The organism is Enterobacter cloacae complex sp. SHL001, from assembly GCF_049236825.1.
Taxonomy (GTDB): domain Bacteria; phylum Pseudomonadota; class Gammaproteobacteria; order Enterobacterales; family Enterobacteriaceae; genus Enterobacter; species Enterobacter hormaechei_C.
In genome coordinates this window covers 138,966-160,097 of record NZ_JBMKIP010000007.1, presented here as the reverse complement: position 1 = coordinate 160,097, position 21,132 = coordinate 138,966, and the positions used below count along the sequence as shown (strand labels likewise).

The 21,132-nt window shown below is 57.7% G+C and carries 23 protein-coding genes; 11 read left to right on the top strand and 12 right to left on the bottom strand.

Translation table 11 applies throughout. The features are described from left to right. Window positions 1–69: 69 nt before the first annotated feature. Window positions 70–507: a universal stress protein UspA gene (gene uspA / locus ACOTYH_RS18460; RefSeq protein WP_003861223.1), complete on the bottom strand. Its 438-nt coding sequence runs from the start codon at window positions 505–507 to the stop codon at window positions 70–72. A gap of 283 nt (window positions 508–790) precedes the next feature. Between uspA and uspB the strand changes: the two genes are divergently transcribed. After that, window positions 791–1,126, top strand: coding sequence for a universal stress protein UspB (gene uspB, locus ACOTYH_RS18455; protein WP_003861224.1), 336 nt, complete (start codon window positions 791–793; stop codon window positions 1,124–1,126). A 43-nt stretch (window positions 1,127–1,169) separates the two neighbouring features. On the opposite strand, the gene ACOTYH_RS18450 is transcribed toward uspB, so the two are convergent. The 3 genes from ACOTYH_RS18450 to pitA all read right to left on the bottom strand — a co-directional run bounded on the left by ACOTYH_RS18450 (window position 1,170) and on the right by pitA (window position 3,619). Then, the gene (locus ACOTYH_RS18450) at window positions 1,170–1,577 is read right to left on the bottom strand and encodes a hypothetical protein (protein ID WP_033488097.1); all 408 of its coding nucleotides are present in this window, start codon (window positions 1,575–1,577) and stop codon (window positions 1,170–1,172) included. Beyond that, on the bottom strand, window positions 1,555–1,944 hold the full coding sequence (locus tag ACOTYH_RS18445) for a polymorphic toxin type 44 domain-containing protein (protein ID WP_063660198.1): 390 nt from the start codon (window positions 1,942–1,944) through the stop codon (window positions 1,555–1,557). Before ACOTYH_RS18445 ends, ACOTYH_RS18450 begins: the two co-directional genes overlap by 23 nt. Before the next feature lie 175 nt (window positions 1,945–2,119). Next, on the bottom strand, window positions 2,120–3,619 hold the full coding sequence (gene pitA / locus ACOTYH_RS18440; protein ID WP_003861225.1) for an inorganic phosphate transporter PitA: 1,500 nt from the start codon (window positions 3,617–3,619) through the stop codon (window positions 2,120–2,122). Window positions 3,620–3,847: 228 nt separating this feature from the next. Here pitA and ACOTYH_RS18435 point away from each other — a divergent pair, with 228 nt between their 5' ends. Further along, window positions 3,848–5,047, top strand: coding sequence for an NAD(P)/FAD-dependent oxidoreductase (locus ACOTYH_RS18435; RefSeq protein WP_047642289.1), 1,200 nt, complete (start codon window positions 3,848–3,850; stop codon window positions 5,045–5,047). Between the two features lie 87 nt (window positions 5,048–5,134). Continuing rightward, complete coding sequence (locus ACOTYH_RS18430; protein WP_015571505.1) at window positions 5,135–6,160, top strand: TerC/Alx family metal homeostasis membrane protein; 1,026 nt, start codon at window positions 5,135–5,137, stop codon at window positions 6,158–6,160. A 60-nt stretch (window positions 6,161–6,220) separates the two neighbouring features. Here the strand turns inward: ACOTYH_RS18430 and ACOTYH_RS18425 are convergent, their stop codons facing one another. From ACOTYH_RS18425 to ACOTYH_RS18415, 3 genes are all read right to left on the bottom strand, one after another. Beyond that, window positions 6,221–6,883, bottom strand: a complete 663-nt coding sequence (locus tag ACOTYH_RS18425; protein WP_003861228.1) for an HAD family hydrolase — start codon at window positions 6,881–6,883, stop codon at window positions 6,221–6,223. A gap of 106 nt (window positions 6,884–6,989) precedes the next feature. Further along, window positions 6,990–7,784 (bottom strand): SDR family NAD(P)-dependent oxidoreductase, encoded by a 795-nt coding sequence (locus ACOTYH_RS18420; protein WP_032649780.1) that lies wholly within the window; start codon window positions 7,782–7,784, stop codon window positions 6,990–6,992. A gap of 32 nt (window positions 7,785–7,816) precedes the next feature. Then, window positions 7,817–8,698 (bottom strand): LysR family transcriptional regulator, encoded by an 882-nt coding sequence (locus ACOTYH_RS18415; RefSeq protein ID WP_017693822.1) that lies wholly within the window; start codon window positions 8,696–8,698, stop codon window positions 7,817–7,819. A gap of 99 nt (window positions 8,699–8,797) precedes the next feature. Here ACOTYH_RS18415 and ACOTYH_RS18410 point away from each other — a divergent pair, with 99 nt between their 5' ends. The 8 genes from ACOTYH_RS18410 to arnF all read left to right on the top strand — a co-directional run bounded on the left by ACOTYH_RS18410 (window position 8,798) and on the right by arnF (window position 16,974). Beyond that, window positions 8,798–9,304 carry a phenolic acid decarboxylase gene (locus ACOTYH_RS18410; RefSeq protein ID WP_017384099.1) on the top strand — a complete coding sequence of 169 codons (507 nt, stop codon included), beginning with the start codon at window positions 8,798–8,800 and terminating at the stop codon, window positions 9,302–9,304. A 324-nt stretch (window positions 9,305–9,628) separates the two neighbouring features. Next, window positions 9,629–10,768, top strand: coding sequence for a UDP-4-amino-4-deoxy-L-arabinose aminotransferase (gene arnB, locus ACOTYH_RS18405; RefSeq protein WP_063151670.1), 1,140 nt, complete (start codon window positions 9,629–9,631; stop codon window positions 10,766–10,768). A gap of 1 nt (window position 10,769) precedes the next feature. Beyond that, window positions 10,770–11,753: an undecaprenyl-phosphate 4-deoxy-4-formamido-L-arabinose transferase gene (gene arnC / locus ACOTYH_RS18400; RefSeq protein WP_017384101.1), complete on the top strand. Its 984-nt coding sequence runs from the start codon at window positions 10,770–10,772 to the stop codon at window positions 11,751–11,753. Further along, window positions 11,750–13,732, top strand: a complete 1,983-nt coding sequence (arnA, locus tag ACOTYH_RS18395) for a bifunctional UDP-4-amino-4-deoxy-L-arabinose formyltransferase/UDP-glucuronic acid oxidase ArnA (RefSeq protein ID WP_032669021.1) — start codon at window positions 11,750–11,752, stop codon at window positions 13,730–13,732. The genes arnC and arnA overlap by 4 nt, the downstream gene beginning before the upstream one ends. Then, window positions 13,729–14,631 (top strand): 4-deoxy-4-formamido-L-arabinose-phosphoundecaprenol deformylase, encoded by a 903-nt coding sequence (gene arnD, locus ACOTYH_RS18390; RefSeq protein ID WP_062939217.1) that lies wholly within the window; start codon window positions 13,729–13,731, stop codon window positions 14,629–14,631. The genes arnA and arnD overlap by 4 nt, the downstream gene beginning before the upstream one ends. Continuing rightward, window positions 14,628–16,271, top strand: a complete 1,644-nt coding sequence (gene arnT / locus ACOTYH_RS18385) for a lipid IV(A) 4-amino-4-deoxy-L-arabinosyltransferase (RefSeq protein WP_246933543.1) — start codon at window positions 14,628–14,630, stop codon at window positions 16,269–16,271. Before arnD ends, arnT begins: the two co-directional genes overlap by 4 nt. Further along, window positions 16,271–16,594 carry a 4-amino-4-deoxy-L-arabinose-phosphoundecaprenol flippase subunit ArnE gene (gene arnE, locus ACOTYH_RS18380; RefSeq protein WP_421637863.1) on the top strand — a complete coding sequence of 108 codons (324 nt, stop codon included), beginning with the start codon at window positions 16,271–16,273 and terminating at the stop codon, window positions 16,592–16,594. The genes arnT and arnE overlap by 1 nt, the downstream gene beginning before the upstream one ends. After that, on the top strand, window positions 16,591–16,974 hold the full coding sequence (arnF, locus tag ACOTYH_RS18375) for a 4-amino-4-deoxy-L-arabinose-phosphoundecaprenol flippase subunit ArnF (RefSeq protein ID WP_063138893.1): 384 nt from the start codon (window positions 16,591–16,593) through the stop codon (window positions 16,972–16,974). The genes arnE and arnF overlap by 4 nt, the downstream gene beginning before the upstream one ends. Here arnF and acpT read toward each other — a convergent pair. Genes acpT through ACOTYH_RS18350 form a run of 5 tightly spaced genes read right to left on the bottom strand, consistent with a single transcriptional unit; the run spans window position 16,946 to window position 21,132 of the window. Then, window positions 16,946–17,539, bottom strand: coding sequence for a 4'-phosphopantetheinyl transferase AcpT (acpT, locus tag ACOTYH_RS18370; RefSeq protein ID WP_015571496.1), 594 nt, complete (start codon window positions 17,537–17,539; stop codon window positions 16,946–16,948). The two genes, arnF and acpT, sit on opposite strands and share 29 nt — an antisense overlap. A gap of 2 nt (window positions 17,540–17,541) precedes the next feature. Beyond that, complete coding sequence (locus ACOTYH_RS18365; protein ID WP_421637862.1) at window positions 17,542–18,771, bottom strand: beta-ketoacyl-ACP synthase; 1,230 nt, start codon at window positions 18,769–18,771, stop codon at window positions 17,542–17,544. Next, window positions 18,768–19,499: a 3-ketoacyl-ACP reductase FabG2 gene (locus ACOTYH_RS18360; protein WP_026080665.1), complete on the bottom strand. Its 732-nt coding sequence runs from the start codon at window positions 19,497–19,499 to the stop codon at window positions 18,768–18,770. Before ACOTYH_RS18360 ends, ACOTYH_RS18365 begins: the two co-directional genes overlap by 4 nt. Continuing rightward, window positions 19,493–19,969, bottom strand: a complete 477-nt coding sequence (locus tag ACOTYH_RS18355) for a 3-hydroxy-fatty acyl-ACP dehydratase (protein WP_017693830.1) — start codon at window positions 19,967–19,969, stop codon at window positions 19,493–19,495. Before ACOTYH_RS18355 ends, ACOTYH_RS18360 begins: the two co-directional genes overlap by 7 nt. Further along, on the bottom strand, window positions 19,966–21,132 hold the full coding sequence (locus ACOTYH_RS18350) for a beta-ketoacyl-[acyl-carrier-protein] synthase family protein (protein ID WP_023304573.1): 1,167 nt from the start codon (window positions 21,130–21,132) through the stop codon (window positions 19,966–19,968). Before ACOTYH_RS18350 ends, ACOTYH_RS18355 begins: the two co-directional genes overlap by 4 nt.

The following is a 21,132-nucleotide window of genomic DNA, read 5'->3' as shown; positions in this document are numbered from 1 at the left end:
CTTACCCGGCCTACATTCAGTGCCGCTTGTAGGCCCGGTAAGCGTTAGCGCCACCGGGCTTTTTTGCACTTACTCGTCTTCTTCGTCACGCAGTGGAACAATCAGCATATCCACGTGTACGGTGTTAATCAGCTGGCGCGCGGAAGACATCAGCTTGCTCCAGAAGTCCTGGTGATGACCGCATACCACCAGGTCCATATCGTATTTCTTAATCGCATCAACCAGCACCTGGCCCAGATCGCCGCTACCGCTTAAGGTTTCAGTGATTGGATAGCCCGCGTTGGTAGAAAGCTCGCTCAGCGCGTGGTGAGTCTCTTCGGAGATGCGTTTCTGCATATCGCCGAGATTCACGTCGATCAGTCCGGTGTAGAGGTCGGAGTAATTCACATCAACGTGAATCAGCGAAACTTTCGCGTTGTAGGGACGTGCCATGGATACTGCTTTATCAACCAGCACTTTACTCTCCGGGGAGAGGTCTACCGCGATGAGAATGTGTTTGTAAGCCATAGTGTTACTCCTTCCTTAAGTTATCGATGACTAAATGGGAAAGCCGTCGTCTGATGCTTTCATTACGGCCCAGTTAAACATATTTTTCAAGCTTTGGTGTTGATAACGATTAACCTTGTGGCAAAAAAATTAACGGATCTCCTACACTATTTAATGAGCCGTTCGGATATTAAAACGCGAACCGGATCGACTTTTGGTCATTCTTTCACTGAACTGTCTGTCAGGGCATTGGGGTGCGGTAGCTCAGGAGCCTTGCTTCGTGGGCGGACGCCGGGGAGGATGTATGATTAGCACCGTCGCATTGTTTTGGGCGTTATGCGTGGTTTGCATAGTGAATATGGCGCGCTACTTCTCATCGTTACGTGCGCTGTTAGTGGTACTTCGTGGTTGCGATCCGTTGCTTTATCAGTATGTGGACGGTGGAGGGTTCTTCACCTCGCACGGACAGCCCAGCAAGCAGATGCGTCTGGTGGGGTATATCTACTACCAACGCTACCGCGATCACCACGATGAAGAGTTTATCCGTCGCTGCGAGCGCCTGCGTCGTCAGTTCATTTTGACCAGCGCCCTGTGCGGGCTGGTCGTGGTCAGTATGATTGCATTGATGATTTGGCACTGAGTACCACAGCAGGCGGGGAAAGCCCCGCCTTCTTTCCTCTGGCTCAGGGCTTAACTGAGAACCGGAGACTGGAGACATTGTTCTCAATCGAAATAACCTTTCCGCTATAGGCAATTTTCACTTCCCCGCTTGTATCAATACTGGCTGAGGTTATCGTGCCTGTACCTTCGATGACCGGATACTTCATAGCCAGCTGATGGATAATGTCAGTGTCTTTCCCTGCGAGCGCTCCAGAGAGATAGTATCGGTAAATTGGTGGTACGGTTGTGCCACCCTGATTGTTCACGGTCATATAGAGCCAGACGCTATCGGATAATTGATAAACGCGCTGTAGCTCATCGCTATTGCGCTGATTGGGTTGATGGTTTAACCAGAGAAATCCAATGACCAGAACCAGAAGCGAAACGGTAACAAGGCGATGAATCCATTTAATAGCCGTTTTGAATGGCATATTCTATTCCTTCTCTGATGTTGCGTTGGTCCGTTGGGTCGTCTCCGTAAGGAGGCTTTTCGTACCATTTTCCCCATTCCGGTTTTGAGGTACCTGCCCGGCCTTGAGCCCAGCCTGCGCCCATAAGAAGGATGTTTGCAGGGATACCTGCCGCAGTACCTGCGGCTCCGAAGTTGAAGTTACCAAATGCAGCAAAATAAGGGTCGAATTTTTTATAATCCCAGGGACCGCCATTTCGGACTTTTTGGTAGAACCAATAATACGTTGAGGGCGTGGCCATATTGCGTGACATTCCGTTAAGGCTAGCCTCGCGCATATTGTTCGCTATAACGATTGAACCCGGTCCTGAGAGAGGGACAGAAGCCATACATTCTCCTTTGTCTGGATTTTTCTTCTGGCCGCCATGATAGTTTTTTCTGTGTGTTAAAATTGAACAAAAAATGTTCAGAAAATCCTCATGTTATCAAATGCTTCATGGCAAATAGCAGCCATAAAAAAAGCGGGCCAGTTTCCTGACCCGCTTTTTTGTCGCCTTCAGCCGATTAAATCAGCTTCAGCGAAATCCAGTACAGACCGCCAGACAGCAGGATGGACGCCGGGAGGGTGAACACCCAGGCCATCAGAATGTTGGTCACGGTTTTACGCTGCAAACCGCCGCCGTCAACAATCATGGTACCTGCCACGGACGAAGAGAGTACGTGGGTGGTGGAGACTGGCATACCGGTGTAGCTCGCCAGACCGATAGATACCGCTGCCGTCATCTGCGCGGACATACCCTGCGCATAGGTCATGCCTTTCTTACCGATCTTTTCACCGATGGTGGTCGCCACACGACGCCAGCCAATCATCGTACCGATACCCAGCGCCAGCGCGACCGCCATGATGATCCAGATTGGCGCGTACTCAATGGTGTTGAGCATATCGCCTTTCAGTTTCTTCAGCAGACGTTGGTCGTCAGCATTAACCTCTGGCAGCTTCGCGACTTTATCGGTCACGTCGGAGATACAGAGCATGATGCGACGCAGTTGACCACGCTGTTCAACAGCCAGTTTGTCATAGCTTTCGATATCGGCCAGCATGCCTTTCGCACGTTCCAGCGCGTTAATCGCGTTTGCCGGATGGCAATGGAACTCGCCCGGTGCCGTCGTTGCGCCTGACTCCGGAGAAGGAATCAGCTGGTCCACGCCGGTCGCTTTCTTCAGCAAATCAGGATGCTGCTGGAAGTAAGTCTCAACGTTGTTCACCGCATCACGGGTACGGGTGATTTCGTAACCGGAGGCGTTCATGTTAACCACGAAGCCCGCCGGTGCGACGCCAATCAGAACCAGCATCACCAGGCCGATACCTTTCTGACCATCGTTCGCGCCATGAGAGAAGGCGACGCCGATAGCGGAAATGATCAGCGCGATACGCGTCCAGAACGGCGGCTTTTTCTTGCCGTCTTTCTTCTCACGCTCTGCTGGCGTCAGATGGATACGCGCACGTTTTTTCGTGTTGCTCCAGTAGCGACGCAGGATGAAAATCAAGCCACCCGCCACCACCAGACCGACGATAGGGGAGATGATCAGAGAGCCGAAAATACCGAGAACTTTCGGGATGTTCAGCGCATCAACGACGGAGGTCCCGGTCATCAGGGCATTGGTTAACCCGATACCGATAATCGCGCCGATGAGGGTGTGAGAGCTGGATGCCGGCAGGCCGAAATACCAGGTACCGAGGTTCCAGATAATCGCAGCAAGCAGCATTGAGAACACCATGGCCAGGCCATGACCGGAACTCACGTTAAGCAGCAGATCCGTTGGCAGCATATGCACAATGGCATACGCAACGCTCAGTCCGCCCAGGAGGACACCAAAAAAGTTAAATACCGCCGCCATCACGACCGCAAGCTGCGATCGCATTGCGCGAGTGTAGATAACCGTTGCTACTGCGTTTGCAGTGTCGTGGAAGCCGTTGATCGCTTCGTAAAACAGCACAAAAACCAGAGCAAGCAATAATAAAAGCCCGGTATGTAAATCCAGGCCGGCAAACAAATGTAGCATAGGACGTTACGCCATTTTGAGGACATGAACGCGGCGCATTATCCAGGACAAATGCGCAACGGGCAAAGTGAAATATAGACTTTTTTTGACATACCACCTGATTTGAGAAATGTGCCTGAAAGGATAATCTTTAAATATCAATGAAATGGCTTTGTAATATCTTTTTACGCTGGTGCGACCACTGAGGAAACTTTACAATCCGCGGCAGTTAACGAAGAGGATTTTGACGTGGAAAGGTTTGATGCCGTAGTAATTGGCGCCGGTGCGGCGGGTATGTTTTGTGCGGCGATGGCCGGACAAGCGGGTCGTCGCGTGCTGCTGCTGGATAACGGAAAAAAGCCTGGCCGCAAGATCCTGATGTCTGGCGGCGGGCGATGCAACTTTACTAATCTTTATGTCGAGCCTGCGGCCTATTTGAGCCAGAACCGTCATTTTTGCAAATCTGCGCTGGCGCGCTACACCCAGTGGGATTTTATCGAGCTGGTGGGTAAACACGGTATCGCGTGGCATGAGAAGACGCTGGGGCAGCTGTTCTGCGACGACTCCGCGCAGCAAATTGTCGATATGCTGGTGGCCGAGTGCGAAAAAGGCGGCGTAGTTATGCGCCTGCGCACCGAAGTGCTGGACGTCGCCCGTGACGAGGAGGGCTACACGCTGCAACTCAACGGTGAAACCGTCAGCGCCGATAACCTGGTGATCGCCAGCGGCGGCCTCTCGATGCCGGGTCTGGGCGCCTCACCGTTCGGCTATAAAATTGCCGAGCAGTTTGGCCTGAAGGTACTGCCCACCCGCGCCGGGCTGGTACCGTTCACGCTGCATAAGCCCCTGCTGGAACAGCTTCAGACGCTCTCCGGCGTGTCTGTGCCGTCGGTCATTACGGCCGAAGACGGCACGGTGTTCCGCGAAAATCTGCTCTTTACCCATCGCGGACTCTCGGGCCCGGCGGTATTGCAGATCTCCAGCTACTGGCAGCCGGGGGAGTTTGTCTCCGTAAACCTGGTGCCGGACTGCGATCTGGACGCCTTCCTCAACGAGCAACGCGCCGCGCACCCGAATCAAAGCCTGAAAAATACCCTGGCGATGCAGCTGCCGAAGCGTCTCGTGGAGTGCTTGCAGGTATTAGGGCAAATTCCGGATGTCGCGCTCAAGCAGCTCAACAGCCGCGAGCAGGAAGCGCTGGTGGAGACGCTGACGAACTGGCGCGTACAGCCAAACGGCACCGAAGGCTACCGCACGGCGGAAGTGACGCTGGGCGGCGTGGATACAAACGAACTCTCATCCCGCACGATGGAAGCCCGCAACGTGCCGGGTCTTTATTTCATTGGTGAAGTGATGGACGTGACCGGCTGGCTCGGCGGGTATAACTTCCAGTGGGCGTGGGCCAGTGCCTGGGCATGCGCGCAGGCACTCGCTGAAAAGAACGGTTAATATTTATTTTTTTAGCGTGCTGCGTCCTTATCGGGTCCACGCTTTTTATTGTGTGCATGGTGTTTTGTCTTCTTAAAAGGGTTGTCTATGTCTGCTGCTCATCTCGGTTTCCCGACGGAAACCGTTGTTGTCTTCGTGGTGATGGCCGTTGGGGCGATGTTTATCGACCTCTTCATGCACCGTCACGATAAACCGATCTCGCTGAAAAGCGCGGTCATGTGGTCCATCTTCTGGGTCATGATGGCGATGGCCTTCGCCGGATTCTTATACGTGCACCACGGCGCGGAGATGGCCAGTCTGTTCCTGACCGGCTATGCGCTGGAAGAGGTGCTCTCCGTCGACAACCTGTTTGTGATGATGGCGATCTTCGCCTGGTTTGGCGTGCCGGATAGATATCGTCACCGCGTGCTCTACTGGGGCGTGCTCGGGGCGATTGTGTTCCGTGGTATTTTTGTTGCCATTGGCACCAGCCTGCTGAGCCTGGGACCGTATGTTGAGGTCATTTTTGCGCTGGTCGTCGGCTGGACGGCGGTGATGATGCTGAAACGCAATGAAGAGAGCGATGAAGTAGAAGATTACTCCAACCATCTGGCGTACCGCCTGGTGAAACGCTTCTACCCGGTGTGGCCAAAAATCAGCAGCCATGCGTTTATCCTGACCCAGAAAGAGGTGGATGCCGAACTGGAGAAACCTGAAAACAAGGATGTGATGGTAGGCCGCGTGAAGAAGGCGAAGCGCTACGCGACGCCGCTGCTGCTCTGCGTCGCGGTGGTGGAGCTGTCCGACGTGATGTTCGCCTTCGATTCCGTACCCGCAATCATTGCCGTCAGCCGTGAGCCGCTGATTATCTACAGCGCAATGATGTTCGCGATCCTCGGCCTGCGTACCCTCTACTTCGTGCTGGAAGCGCTGAAGCAGTATCTGGTGCATCTGGAGAAAGCGGTGGTGTTACTGCTGTTCTTCGTGGCGTTCAAGCTGGGGCTGAATGCGACCGACCACTTCTGGCATCACGGTTATAACATCGGCGCCACGGCAAGCCTGTTTGTGGTGCTGGGGGTACTGGCGCTGGGGATTATTGCGAGCGTGATGTTCCCGGGAAAACGTGAGGCCTGATGTACCGCTTTTCTCCCTCTCCCTGTGGGAGAGGGCCGGGGTGAGGGCACCGGGCCGCACCTAACCCTTAATTGGTGAATTTCGGCGCTTGCTCGGATGATGAAAATGCCGCCAGTGCGGATCCTGCGCCGCCGCCAGCAACTCGTGGTCGCCACGCGTGTCGCCCCAGGCGCGCAGGTGATACGCGTTCAAATCCCCATACACCTTCTCCAGCCTCGCCACCTTCTGGGCACAACGGCAGTTGTGGCCGGTGATCCGCCCGGTCAGCTTGCCGTCTTTCACTTCCAGCTGCGTGCCAATCAGCTTAATGCCGAGCTTATCGGCCCACGGCTGCAATACCAGCGCCGGGGAAGCAGAGCAAATCGTCACTTCCGCACCGGAATTGACCTCGTTGGCGACGGCCAGCACACCTTCCGGGCGCATCAGCTTGTTCCAGTATTTTTCACAGAAGGCTTCCGCCTGCTGACGTAACCAGTGCTCATCCACCCCCGTCAGGAAGGTTTTGATCAACACCTCTTTCAGCTCATCTCGCGTCAGCTTGCGGCGCACACAGTGCAGCGTAGGCAGGGCCATGCGCACCAGTCGGCCAGCAAAGTAGCGCTTGCCAAAGGCAAAGCGCAGGAACGGGATAAAACTGTCGTGGTGCGTCAACGTACCATCAAAGTCAAAGACAGAGAGCACGCTGGACTTCGCCACGGCTTCGTCGGCAATCATATTGGTCATAAATACGTCTTAGCTGAAATACACATTCTGTTCACTAGTTTACCTGCTTTACCTTCACAGTCCTTATATCAGGTCGCATTTTTTCCTGAACCTGTGGCCTGACGGGTCAAACAATGTCATCCACCACGCCGCCGTCAACGCGCAGCGCCGCGCCGGAAGTCGCGGAGGCCTGCATGGAACAGACATATACCACCATATTTGCCACTTCTTCCACCGTGGCGGCGCGCTGGATCACCGAGCTGGGGCGATTTGCCATCACGAACTCTTTCGCCAGCTGTTCCAGCGATTTACCGGTTCTTTCGATCTCGTCTTTCATCATCGCGGCAAAACCGTCCGACATTGTCGGGCCCGGCAGCACGCTGTTCACCGTCACGCCGCTGCCTGCCACGAACTTCGCCAGACCGCGCGCCAGCGAGAGCTGGGCGGTTTTTGTCACGCCATAGTGGATCATATCCGCAGGAATATTGCAGGCCGATTCTGACGAGATAAACACTACCCGACCCCAGCCCTTTTGTACCATGCCTGGCAGCAGGGCACGGGAGAGGCGCACGCCGGACATCACGTTGGTCTGCCAGTAGCGTTCCCAGGTCTCGTCGTCGGTGGAATAAAAATCCTGCTGGCCATAGATCCCGGCGTTATTCACCAGAATATCGACGTGCGTGGCAACCCTGAGCAGTTCGTCAACGCCCTCCTGCGAGCTTAGATCGGCTATGGCGGCACGGACCTGTACGCCCGGCACCACCTGCTGTAGCGCCTGAATGCCTTTGTTCACCGAGTCGACGCTGCGCCCGTTCACGATCACTTCCGCACCGCTCTCCGCCAGCCCGCGGGCGATGGCAAACCCAATACCGCCGGTGGACGCGGTCACCAGCGCTACTTTCCCCGTTAAATCAATTTTCATCATTCGCTCCTTGTCATCTTATGGTTCAAAACTTAAAGCGTAGCACTTGACGATGACGGCTCCTGTTTAAAAAGGCGCAACAGCGTCTCAACCTGCTCGTCCAGCGGGCTGAGGGAGCGTTTGACGATGAGGTGCAGCGGCGTGGCGCGACGTACGCCGTGGCTGAGCGGCAGCGTTTTAAGGATGCCCTGCTGGAGCGGGGTCTGAATGCGTTCTTCCGGTAACCAGCCGTATCCAACCTGATACATCACCGCTTCGATCGCGGCATCGATGGTGGAGAAGGTCCACGACTCCCCGGTAGGGTGAGCGGTGGGCTGGCTGTCTGCGATCTGAATGCGCGGCCACGGTCGTAGCATCTCGTCGTTAAGCGGTGTATCCAGCGCAAACAGCGGGTGAGCGTGATGCGCGACGGCAACAAAATCGATATTCATCAGCCATTCGCCCAGGCCGGTAATGTCCTGGCGGCGGGTTAAGACCATCACGTCGGCTTCATCATTGAGCGCATCCGCGCGGCTGTTTTCCAGCACCTCGGTAAGCCGCACCTGCGTTTGCGGGTACAGCTGCTGAAACTGGCGCAAAATCGCGAACAGCCGGCTGCGCGGAAAAATACTGTCTACCATCAGGTCGATACGGGTTCGCATCCCGCTGCGCAGGGTCGCAGCGCGCGTTTCAACATAGGCGAAGGCTTTCAGCAGCGGTTTAACCTGATTCAGCAACAGCTCACCCGCCGGTGTCAGCACGGCACGCCGTCCCTCTGTCATCAGGAGCGCCACGCCCAGCCGCTCCTGCAACAGCGACAGGTTATAGCTGACCGAGGACTGGCTGCGGTGGGTTTCTTCCGCCGCCTTAGCGAAGCTGCCAGCCTCGATGACTCTCTCCAGCAAGGCCCACTGTTCGAGCGTCGTCTTGTGCATAATTAATCTAAATTTTGGATGAATTTGATTCAAACATAGCGTTATTCATTCATTTTTTGAAGGGGTACGATCGTCTCATCAAAACAAAGGAGACATCGTATGAGCACCTTCGATAAACATGATTTAAGCGGCTTCGTCGGCAAACATCTGGTATATACCTACGATAATGGCTGGAACTACGAAATTTACGTTAAAAACGAAAACACCCTGGACTACCGTATTCACAGCGGTCTGGTGGGCAACCGTTGGGTGAAAGATCAGCAGGCCTACATTGTTCGTGTTGGGGAGAGCATCTATAAAATTTCCTGGACGGAGCCAACCGGTACCGACGTGAGCCTGATCGTGAACCTGGGCGACAGCCTGTTCCACGGCACCATCTTCTTCCCGCGCTGGGTCATGAATAATCCGGAAAAAACCGTCTGCTTCCAGAACGATCACATTCCACTGATGAATAGCTACCGTGATGCCGGGCCAGCGTATCCAACCGAAGTGATTGATGAATTTGCCACCATCACCTTCGTGCGCGACTGCGGTGCGAATGACGACAGCGTTATTGCGTGCGCGGCCAGCGAGTTGCCAAAAAACTTTCCTGATAATTTAAAATAAGCGCGACAATTAACTAAAAAGAAAAGTTCCCGACTCATTTCATATTTATTGGAAATGGTCGGGGATTTTTTTATTTGTTGATGTTTGGTTTAGATAATTGACTTTAATACGGTGAGCGGAATCACATAATAAATAATTTATAATTACTTAACCCATTGTTTAATAATGAATTTATATCAATTCATTCCTCCTTTTTATCACCATCTTAATTTTTCCCTAAGAAATGAACGTTACCTTGAGATGAGTTTATGGTTCGTTGAAATAAACGCATCGGCATTTGGTTAATATCAAAAAGTTGCCATGCATAACTCAAGGAAATTAATAATGCGTGATTTTTTGCCTTTTTCCCGGCCCTCAATGGGCGCGGAGGAAATCGCCGCGGTACAGGAGGTAGTAACCTCCGGCTGGATCACCACCGGGCCGAAAAATCAGATGCTTGAAGAGGCGTTCTGTACGCTGACGGGAAACCGTCATGCGATTGCCGTCTCCTCTGCCACGGCGGGGATGCACGTCACCCTGATGGCGATGGGGATTGGTCCCGGCGATGAGGTGATTACGCCCTCCCTGACCTGGGTATCGACGCTGAATATGATCGTGCTGCTGGGTGCCATACCGGTGATGATCGACGTCGACAGAGACACGCTGATGGTAACGCCTGAAGCGGTCGACGCCGCCGTTACGCCTCGCACCAAAGCCATTGTGCCGGTTCATTATGCGGGTGCGCCGTGCGATATTGACGCCATCCGCGCCGTCGGTGAACGTCACGGTATTCCTGTCATTGAAGACGCGGCCCATGCCGCCGGAACGTACTACCACAGCCGTCATGTAGGCTGGCGGGGCACCGCAATATTCTCCTTCCACGCCATCAAAAACATGACCTGCGCCGAAGGTGGGCTGGTGGTGACGGATGACGAGCAGCTGGCGCAAAACATCCGTAGCCTGAAGTTCCACGGTCTGGGCGTTGATGCCTATGACCGCCAGACCCATGGCCGCGCGCCGCAGGCCGAGGTCATCACCCCGGGTTTTAAATACAACCTCGCGGATATCAACGCCGCGCTGGCGCTGGTGCAGCTCGGCAAGCTGGGCGAAGCCAACAGGCGCCGTCGCGACATTGCCGACCGCTACCTGCTTGAACTCTCGGATACCCCTTTCCAGCCGCTGCGCATTCCGTCCTGGCCGCATCTGCACGCCTGGCACCTGTTTATCATTCGCGTGGATGAGGCCCGGTGCGGCCTCTCGCGTGATGCCCTGATGGCCGCGCTGAAGGAGCAGGGCATCGGTACGGGCCTGCATTTCCGTGCGGCACATACGCAAAAATACTACCGCGAGCGTTTCCCTGATGTGTCGCTTCCGAACTCTGAATGGAACAGCGCGTGCATTTGTTCTCTCCCCCTTTTCCCGGACATGACCCATGACGACACAACCCGCGTCATTACCGCGCTCCATCAGCTTGCAGGACATTGATATGTTCAGTGCGCCGCCTGTACAAAAAGTTTCCGTGGTGATCCCGGTCTATAACGAGCAGGAGAGCCTGCCGGAACTGATCCGCCGCACGACTGCCGCCTGCGAGACGCTCGGCAAAGCTTATGAAATTCTGCTGGTGGACGACGGCAGCAGCGACAATTCCGCGCGGATGCTGACCGACGCCGCGCAGGCGGAGGGCAGCCACATTGTTGCCGTACTGCTCAACCGTAACTACGGCCAGCACTCGGCAATTATGGCCGGGTTCAGCCACGTTACGGGCGATCTGGTGATTACCCTGGATGCTGATCTGCAAAACCCGCCGGAAGAGATCCCACGCCTGGTTGCCAAAGCCGACGAGGGCTACGACGTGGTCGGCACCGTGCGGCAAAACCGCCAGGACAGCCTGTTCCGTAAGCTGGCGTCTCGCACCATCAACCGTCTGATCCAGCGCACCACCGGTAAAGCGATGGGCGACTACGGCTGCATGCTGCGCGCCTATCGCCGCCACATCGTCGACGCCATGCTGCACTGCCATGAGCGCAGCACCTTCATTCCGATTCTGGCGAACACCTTTGCCCGTAAAGCGACGGAGATCCCGGTGCTGCACGCCGAGCGCGAGCACGGGGAGTCAAAGTACAGCTTCATGCGTCTCATCAACCTGATGTACGACCTGATCACCTGCCTGACCACCACGCCACTGCGCCTGTTGAGCGTGTTCGGCAGCGTTATCGCGCTGGCCGGGTTTGCGCTTTCCGTTCTGCTGGTCGTTCTGCGGCTGGTCTTTGGTCCCCAGTGGGCGGCGGAAGGGGTCTTTATGCTGTTTGCCGTGCTGTTCACGTTCATTGGCGCCCAGTTCATCGGTATGGGTCTGCTGGGTGAGTACATTGGCCGTATTTACAACGATGTTCGCGCGCGTCCGCGCTATTTTATTCAACGTGTTGTCCGTCAGGAGCACCTGGCATCTCAAGAGGAAAACCACCCATGAAAACCGTCGTCTTTGCCTATCACGATATGGGTTGCACGGGCACGCAAGCCTTGCTGGACGCAGGCTTCGACATTACCGCCATCTTCACCCATCCGGATGTTGCCGGGGAAAACCACTTCTTCGGCTCGGTGGCGCGTATTGCGGCTGAACACGGTATTCCGGTTTACGCCCCGGACGATGTGAACCATCCGCTGTGGGTGGATCGTATTCAGAAGCTTGCGCCGGACGTGATTTTCTCTTTCTACTACCGCAATCTGCTTTGCGACGACATCCTGAGCGTGGCGACAAAAGGCGCATTTAACCTGCACGGCTCGCTGCTGCCTGCCTACCGTGGCCGTGCGCCGCTGAACTGGGCGCTGGTTAACGGTGAAATGGAAACCGGCGTAACGCTGCACAAAATGGTACGCCGTGCCGATGCGGGCGGTATCGTGGCACAGCTGAAAGTGGGCATTGGCGCTGATGAAACGGCGCTGGAGCTGCACCACAAGCTCTGCATCGCCGCGCAAAGCCTGCTTCGCGACGCGCTGCCGACGATCCGTCAGGGGACTTTTACCGAAACCGCGCAGGACGAAAGCAAGGCAAGCAGTTTTGGTCGCCGCACGCCGGAGGACGGGCGACTGGACTGGGCGAAACCGGCGCGTCAGCTGCATAACCTGGTGCGCGCCGTGACCGACCCGTGGCCGGGCGCGTACAGCTTCGCCGGGGTCAGTAAATTTATCGTCTGGAAATCCCGCGTGCGTGAGGACATTCCGGCGGCAAAACCGGGCACCGTCATCTCCGTCTCTCCGCTGATTGTGAGCTGCGGCGAGCAGGCGCTGGAGATCGTCACCGGACAAACGGATAACGGGCTGTACGTGCAGGGGGCGCAGCTGGCGCAGTCTCTGGGGCTGGTGGCGGGGGCGCTGATCACCAGCGCGCCGGTGGTGGCGATCAAACGCCGCACGCGCGTCTTAATCCTCGGCGTAAACGGGTTTATCGGTAACCATCTGACCGAACGGCTGCTGGAAGACGACAATTACGAGATCTACGGTCTCGATATCGGATCCGATGCGATCGGTCGATTCCTCACTAATCCCCGTTTCCACTTCGTTGAAGGGGACATCAGCATCCATTCCGAATGGATCGAGTACCACATCAAAAAATGTGACGTGGTGCTGCCGCTGGTGGCGATTGCCACCCCGATTGAATACACCCGTAACCCGCTGCGCGTGTTCGAACTCGATTTCGAAGAGAACCTGAAGATTATCCGCGACTGCGTGAAATACGATAAGCGCATCATCTTCCCGTCGACGTCGGAAGTGTACGGCATGTGTACCGACAATAACTTCGATGAAGACACCTCCAGTCTGGTGGTCGGGCCGATTAACAAGCAGCGCTGGATCTACTCCGTCTCCAAGCAGCTGCTGGATCGCGTGATTTGGGCCTACGGCGAGAAAGAGGGACTACGCTTTACCCTGTTCCGTCCGTTTAACTGGATGGGGCCGCGCCTGGACAACCTGAACGCCGCGCGTATCGGCAGCTCCCGCGCCATCACCCAGCTGATCCTCAACCTGGTGGAAGGTTCGCCCATTAAGCTGATTGAAGGTGGCAAACAGAAACGTTGCTTCACCGATATCAGCGACGGTATTGAAGCGCTGTTCCGCATCATCGAAAACAAAGACGGCCGCTGTAACGGAGAGATCATCAACATCGGTAACCCGGACAACGAAGCGAGCATCCGCGAGCTGGCGGAAATGCTGCTGGCAAGCTTTGAACGTCACCCGCTGCGCAGCCAGTTCCCGCCGTTTGCCGGTTTCCGCGAAGTGGAGAGCAGCAGCTACTACGGCAAGGGTTATCAGGACGTTGAGCACCGCAAGCCGAGCATCCGCAATGCGAAGCGCTGCCTGAACTGGACGCCGACGGTGAAGATGGAGCAGACCATTGATGAAACGCTCGACTTCTTCCTGCGCACCGTGGAGCTGTCGGAACAGGCATCATGAAAAAGGTCGGTTTACGCATTGACGTCGACACCTTTCGCGGCACGCGCGAGGGTGTGCCGCGGCTGCTGGAGTTGCTGAGCAAGCACGACGTGCGTGCCAGCATTTTCTTCAGCGTCGGGCCAGACAACATGGGGCGTCACCTGTGGCGCCTGGTTAAACCGGCCTTTCTGTTCAAAATGCTGCGCTCGCGCGCGGCATCGCTCTACGGCTGGGATATCCTGCTGGCCGGAACCGCATGGCCCGGCAGGCGCATCGGCGCGGAAAATGAAGCGATCATCTGCAAGGCCGCGCAGCATCATGAAGTGGGGCTGCACGCCTGGGATCACCATGCCTGGCAGGCCTGGGCGGGCGTGTGGGATATCCCCCGTCTGGCGCGTGAGGTTGAGCGCGGCGTGCTGGAGCTGGAAGCCATTACCGGCCAGCCTGTGCGCTGTTCCGCCGTGGCGGGATGGCGGGCCGACCAGCGCGTGGTGAAGGCCAAAGAACACTTTGCCTTTCGCTACAACAGCGATTGCCGGGGCACCGGACCGTTTTTACCGCTGCTGGGGGAAAACCGAACCGGCACGGTGCAGATTCCGGTCACCCTTCCGACGTGGGATGAAGTGGTCGGGCGCGAGGTGAGTGCCGACAGGTTCAACCGTTACATTCTGGATGCGATGCACCGCGATGCCGGTACGCCGGTTTATACCATCCATGCCGAAGTGGAAGGCATTGCGTATCAGCAGGATTTCGACGCGTTGCTTGCGCTGGCGGCGCAGGAGGGCATTCAGTTCTGCCCGTTAAGCCAGCTGTTGCCGGAGGATCCTGGCACGCTGCCCCTGGGAAAAATCGTCCGTCGTGAAATGGCTGGCCGGGAAGGCTGGCTTGGCTATCAACAAACCGTGAGCCCGGCACTATGAAAACAGTCCGCTATGGCCTGACGCTTCTCGCCCTGTTTGTCGTTTACTACCTCCTTCCGGTCAACCTTCGCCTGTTATGGCAGCCTGATGAAACGCGCTATGCGGAAATCAGCCGCGAAATGCTGGCCTCCGGCGATTGGGTCGTCCCGCATTTCCTCGGGCTGCGTTACTTTGAAAAACCCATTGCCGGTTACTGGGTGAACAGCATCGGGCAATGGCTATTTGGACACACCAATTTTGCCGTTCGCGCGGGGGCGATATTCTGCACCGGGCTGACGGCGCTGGTGGTGATCTGGCTGGCCTGGCGTCTCTGGCAGGATAAGCGGGTGGCGATCTTCTCCGGCCTGATCTTCTTAACCCTGTTCCTGGTCTATGGCATCGGCACCTACGCCGTGCTGGATCCCATTATCACCCTCTGGCTGGTGGCGGCTATGTGCAGCTTCTGGCTGGCTTCGCAGGCGAAAACGATAGCCGGAAAAGCGGGGGGCTACATTCTGCTGGGGCTGGCCTGCGGCATGGGCGTCATGACCAAAGGCTTCCTGGCGCTGGCGGTACCGGTGATTGGCGTGCTGCCGTGGGTGATTGCGCAACGACGCTGGAAGGAGGTGCTGGTTTTCGGCTGGCTGGCGATCCTCAGCTGCGTACTTATCGTCCTGCCCTGGGGGCTGGCAATCGCTCAGCGTGAACCCGATTTCTGGCGTTACTTCTTCTGGGTGGAGCATATCCAGCGCTTTGCCCGGAGCGATGCCCAGCATAAAGCGCCGTTCTGGTACTATCTGCCGTTCCTCATCGCGGGAAGTCTGCCGTGGCTGGCGATGCTGCCGGGCGCGCTACGCCTGGGATGGCGAGACAGAGAAAACGAGAGGGCGGGGCTTTATCTGCTGGGCTGGATAGTGATGCCGCTGCTGTTCTTCAGCATCGCCAAAGGCAAGCTGCCGACCTATATCCTGCCGTGCTTTGCGCCGCTGGCGATCCTGATGGCGCGCTACGCCTGCACCGTCGCCGAAAAAGCGTTACGTATTAACGGTGGGATCAATATCGCGTTTGGCGTGCTTGGCATGCTGGCGGCGCTGGTGGTATCGCCATGGGGGCTTGCTAAACATCCAGTCTGGACACCGGTCGAATTGTACAAAGTCTTCTGTGCCGTGGTGGCGTTTCTGGTCTGGGCCTCGGTGGGCTGGTTTACCCTTAAAAATCCGCAGCGCTGGTGGCTGGCGGCGCTTTGCCCTGCCGGGCTGGCCCTGCTGGTGGGTTTTGCGATCCCGGACCGGGTAGTGGATTCCAAACAGCCGCAGTCGCTGGTGGATTCCGTTCGCGAGCCATTGCAGATGAGTAAATTCGTCCTGGCGAACAACGTTGGTATAGCCTCCGGGCTGGCGTGGGAGCTTCAGCGTAATGACATCATTTTGTATGGGCAGAGCGGTGAGCTGAAATACGGCCTGGATTATCCGGACGCTAAGGGGCGTTTTGTGAGCAAAGATGATATCGCGCACTGGCTTGAAGCGCATCGTCAGCAGGGACCGGTGTCGCTGGTGATCCTGCTGTCGAAAAACGACGACCTGGCCCGCGCCGGGCTGCCAAAACCGGACAACCTGACGATTCAGGGGCGTCTGGCTTACCTGCAATATCTGCCGCAGTGATGGCCTGGATCTGGCTGGTGCTGGCAAGCCTGTTGAGCTGCGCAGGTCAACTGTGCCAGAAACAGGCGACCCGGGCAGGCGGCGGTCAGCAGGTCGCCCTGTGGCTTGGGCTGGCCCTGCTGATGTTGGGTGGCGGGATGGTTGCCTGGCTGGTGGTATTGCAGCATCTGCCCGTCGGGGTGGCTTACCCCATGCTGAGCCTTAACTTTGTCTGGGTAACGCTGGCGGCAAAAATCGTCTGGCATGAGCCTGTCAAGCTACGTCACTGGCTGGGCGTCGGGTTGATTATCGTCGGAGTTATTTTGCTGGGAGGAAGCCTGTGAACGGTGCGTGTTGGGCGTTATGCAGCGTAGTGTTAGTCAGCGTGGCGCAGCTGCTGCTGCGTCATGCGATGGTGATGCTGCCCCCGATGAGCGACGCTTTCTGGGCAGCCCTCTGGCATATAGCCCCCGGTACGGGCGCGCTGATGCTGGGGCTGACAGGCTATTGCGCCTCAATGGGCTGCTGGTATCTGGCATTGCATCGTATGGCGCTCAGCAAAGCGTATGCCTTGCTGAGCCTCAGTTACATCCTGGTGTGGAGTGCTGCAATTTTACTGCCCGGCTGGGGAGAACACTTTTCCTGGCGCGGGCTGGCGGGCGTCGGCTTGATTATACTCGGCGTGCTGGTCATTTTTATGCCGCAGAAATACCGGAGTAAGTAACCGCTTCCGCCGTTAAGGTGAAAGGCGTAGGGGTACAGACCGCCAGGCTCAGCGAGCCGAAGCGTAGCTGACTGACCGGGAGGGTCTGGGCGGTGCTGTCAATACTGACAATCTGCCACGCGCTGCCGCCACGCTGTTTGACGATTGCCTCTTTGCGCGTCCAGATGCGCCAGAATGCGGAAAGCTGCTCTTCCGGCGCTTCACGTTCCAGCTCGTCATGTTCGGTGAGGCTGAAAACGGCATTCGCCAGCGCCTGCCAGTTCTCCCGCGGGCGGATCACTTCGATATCGCAGCCCACTTCACCTTCATCGCTCATCAGCAGGGCAATGTCGTCCCCGCTGTGGCTCAGGTTAAACCACAGAGGATGGCCGTTAGCGAAGGCCGGTTTTCCCTGCTCGCCGTAAATTATCTCGGGAAGCGGTGAGGGGGATAAGGTTCTGGCGAGCAGCGTCCGGCCTGCAAGCCAGGAAGCGTGTCGTGCACCCTGAGGTGCCATGTCTGCGAGCGTTGACGCCAGCGGGTCCGCGCTAAGGGTGGAGATCTTTCCCAGTACAAACTGGTACATAGTTACGCCCAGCGTTTAATGATTATCGAGGTATTGATGCCGCCAAAGGCAAAGTTATTGCTCTGAATAAATTCGCAATCAATCGGGCGGGTTTCCCCCATAATATAATCTAAAGCGCCGCATTGCTCATCCGGTTGTCTTAAATTGAGCGTTGGCGTGAACCAGCCCTCCCGCATCATGTGCAGACTCAGCAAGGCTTCCAGTGCGCCGCAGGCACCCAGGGTATGGCCGAAATAACTCTTTAAGGATGAGATGGGCACGCTGTCGCCGAAAATGGCGGCGGTCGCCTGACTCTCGGCGATGTCCCCGCGATCGGTTGCCGTGCCGTGGGCAGAAATGTAGCCAATCTCCTGAGGGCCAAGGCCCGCCATCGCCAGCGACTGCGCCATACACACCTGCATGGTTTCACGCTGGGGCTGGGTGATGTGCGCCGCATCGCAGTTGGTGGCAAAGCCCACGATCTCGCCATAGATTGTCGCCCCGCGCGCTCTGGCGTGATCCAGCGCTTCCAGCACCAGCGTGCCCGCCCCTTCGCCAATCACCAGACCATCGCGCTGAACGTCAAACGGCGACGGCGTGGTTTTTGGCGCGTCGTTACGCTGGCTGGTGGCAAACAGGGTATCGAAAACCGCCGCTTCCGACGGGCACAGCTCTTCCGCGCCGCCTGCCACCATCACCGTCTGGTAGCCGTGACGAATCGCTTCCCAGGCGTAGCCAATCGCCTGGCTGCCAGAGGTACAGGCGCTCGAGGTGGGGATCACCCGTCCGCGCAGGCCAAAGAACAGCCCGGTATTCACCGCCGTGGTGTGCGGCATCATCTGCACGTAGGTGGTGCCGGTGATGTTGTGGGTGTGCTTTTCGGTGAGCATAGAGGCAAACTCGCTGACCGGCCCGGTGCTGCCGGTCGACGAGCCGTAGGCGATGCCGGTCTGACCGTTGGTCAGCACCGCGTCGTCGATCAGTCCCGCCTGCTCCAGCGCCAGCTCGGTGGCGCGGGTAGAGAGCAGCGACACCCGGCCCATGGCGCGAATGCGCTTACGGGTATAGTGAGCGGGGAGAGTGAAGTCTTCAATCGGCGCGGCGAGCAGGGTTTGCAGGCCGTTATACGCCTGCCACTCCGTCATGGTACGCACCGCATTTTCATACTCGCACAGACGGCGCGAGATGGTCGGCCAGTCCTCGCCGAACGCGGTGACGCCGCCCATGCCCGTAATCACTACCCGGCGGGTCATAGCATGCCTCCGTTAATCGAAATCACCTGACGCGTCACATAGCCTGCTTTATCCGACATCAGGTAACTCGCCAGCCCGGCGACCTCCTCGGCCTGGCCCATACGCTGCATCGGGATCATCGACATCGCCGCGTGCAGCGCGGCTTCGTCCATCTCGATCATGCCGGTATCGATCAGCCCCGGCGCGATGCAGTTGACGGTGATTTTGCGTTTTGCCAGCTCGGTGGCGAGCGCTTTGGTGGCGCCGATGATCCCGGCTTTCGCCGCGCTGTAGTTCACCTGCCCACGGTTGCCCATAATGCCTGACACCGACGACAGGGTGATGATCCGCCCGCCCTTGCGGGTGCCGATCATCGGCATAATGCAGGGATGAATGACGTTATAAAAACTGTCGAGATTGGTGTGGATCACGCTGTCCCAGTCATCGTCGCTGAGCGCCGGAAACGCACCGTCGCGGGTAATACCGGCGTTACTGACCACGCCATACCACGCGCCGTGGTCAGCGATCTCCTGTTCCAGCACCGTGCGGCACTGCTCGCGGTTGCTCACGTCGAAGGTGAGTAAACGGCCCGCGCCGCCTGCCTGGACAATCGCTTCCAGCGTCTCCTGCGCGCCCGCTTCATCACGATGGTAATGCACGCCGACGGTGAAACCGTCCGCCGCAAGCTGAAGGGCGATAGCGCGGCCAATGCCTTTGCTGGCGCCGGTGACCAGTACGGATCTCATGATGGTGTTCCCTGGTTGAAAAGTGTGGTTAATTCATCCTCGCTCGGCTGGAAGGTGTTCACGCGGCCCGTGGCGAGGGAGACATTATCCGCATGAATGGCGCACTCGAAGCTGCCAAAGCGTTCATCCTGCATCAGACGTTCGATGGTGATGATCAGCGTGCTGCCTGCGGCAAAATGCCCTGCGTCGCACACCAGCTCGCGCGCGCCCAGCACCATGCCCAGCGCACAGTGCGGCAGCCCTTTTTGCATCCGGTGCCATTCAGACCAGACGCCCACGGTCTGGGCCATCAGCTCCAGCGCAAACCAGCCAGGCAGGTTGCCGTCCGCGTCCAGGAACGGAGCCAGAACGCCCCGATCGTTCACCGTCACGCTGCAAACGGCGCGGTCATCGGTGACGTTTTCCACACTCTCAAGCAGCAGCATCGGCGTGTCGTGAGGAAGATAATCCCCGGGAGGTAAGTAGCGCATCATACCCTCCCCAGCAGAAGGCTGGCGTTGTTGCCGCCAAACGCAAAGGAGTTTGACAGGATCGCCGGTTTATTCAGCGGTGCGCTCTGGTGCAGCAGGCCGAAGGCGGGCAGGGTGTCGTCTGGCGCGTAGCGGGAAAAATCCTGCGGCGGCAGCGGCAGGTCTCGGGTCAGGATCAGCCAGCTCAGGGCGGCCTCGGTGATCCCCGCTGCGCCCAGCGTGTGGCCGGTAAGATGTTTCGTGGAGCTGCACGGCACGCGGTCGCCAAAGAGATCGTGGATCACCTGCGCCTCAATGCGATCGTTCAGCGGCGTAGCGGTGCCGTGCAGGTTGATATAGCCGACGTCCGCCGCCGTCATGCCCGCCTCGTTCAGCGCCTGGTTGATGGCGCGGATCGCCCCTTCGCCCTGCGGATGCGGGGCGGAAATATGGTACGCATCGCTGGATTCCCCCGCGCCCAGGAGCGCAACCTCGCCCGGCTCGCGGGTCAGCACCATCAGTGCCGCCGCTTCGCCAATGGTGATCCCCCGACGGTGGCGGCCAAACGGTTCGCACAGGGTTGGGGAGAAGGACTCCAGGCTGTTGAAGCCGTTGACCGGCATGCGGCTCAGGCTGTCGGCCCCGCCGACGATGGCGACGTCCACCAGCCCGGCGTCAATCAGGCGACGACCGCTGACGATCGCCCGCGCGCTGGAGGAGCAGGCGGTTGAGATGGTATACGCCGGGCCGTCCAGCGCAAGCCAGCGGGCGAGAAAGCGCGACGGATCGCCCAGCTCCTGCTGCGGATATTGCCACTGCGGGCTGCTCTCGCCGTTTTGCGCGCGGCGCACGTACTCATCACCCTCGTCCAGCCCGGAGGTGCTGGTGCCCAGCACAACCGCCACGCGGTCGCGCCCTACGCGCGCAATGGCCGCATCGACGGCGGGCCGGATTTGCGCCAGCGCCGCCAGCAGCAGCTGGTTGTTACGGCTGCGATGGGCAGAAAAAGACCCGGGGACAGGGGGAAGTTCACCCTCCACGCCCCCCAGCACGGCCTCGGGTAAGCCCTGTAGCCAGCCCGCACGCTGGCGCATCCCGGGGGCCACGCCAGCGATCAGGTTTGCCGCTATTTCATCAGCCGAGTTGCCGAGCGCGTTGACCATGCCAACGGCAGAAAGGTAAATCAT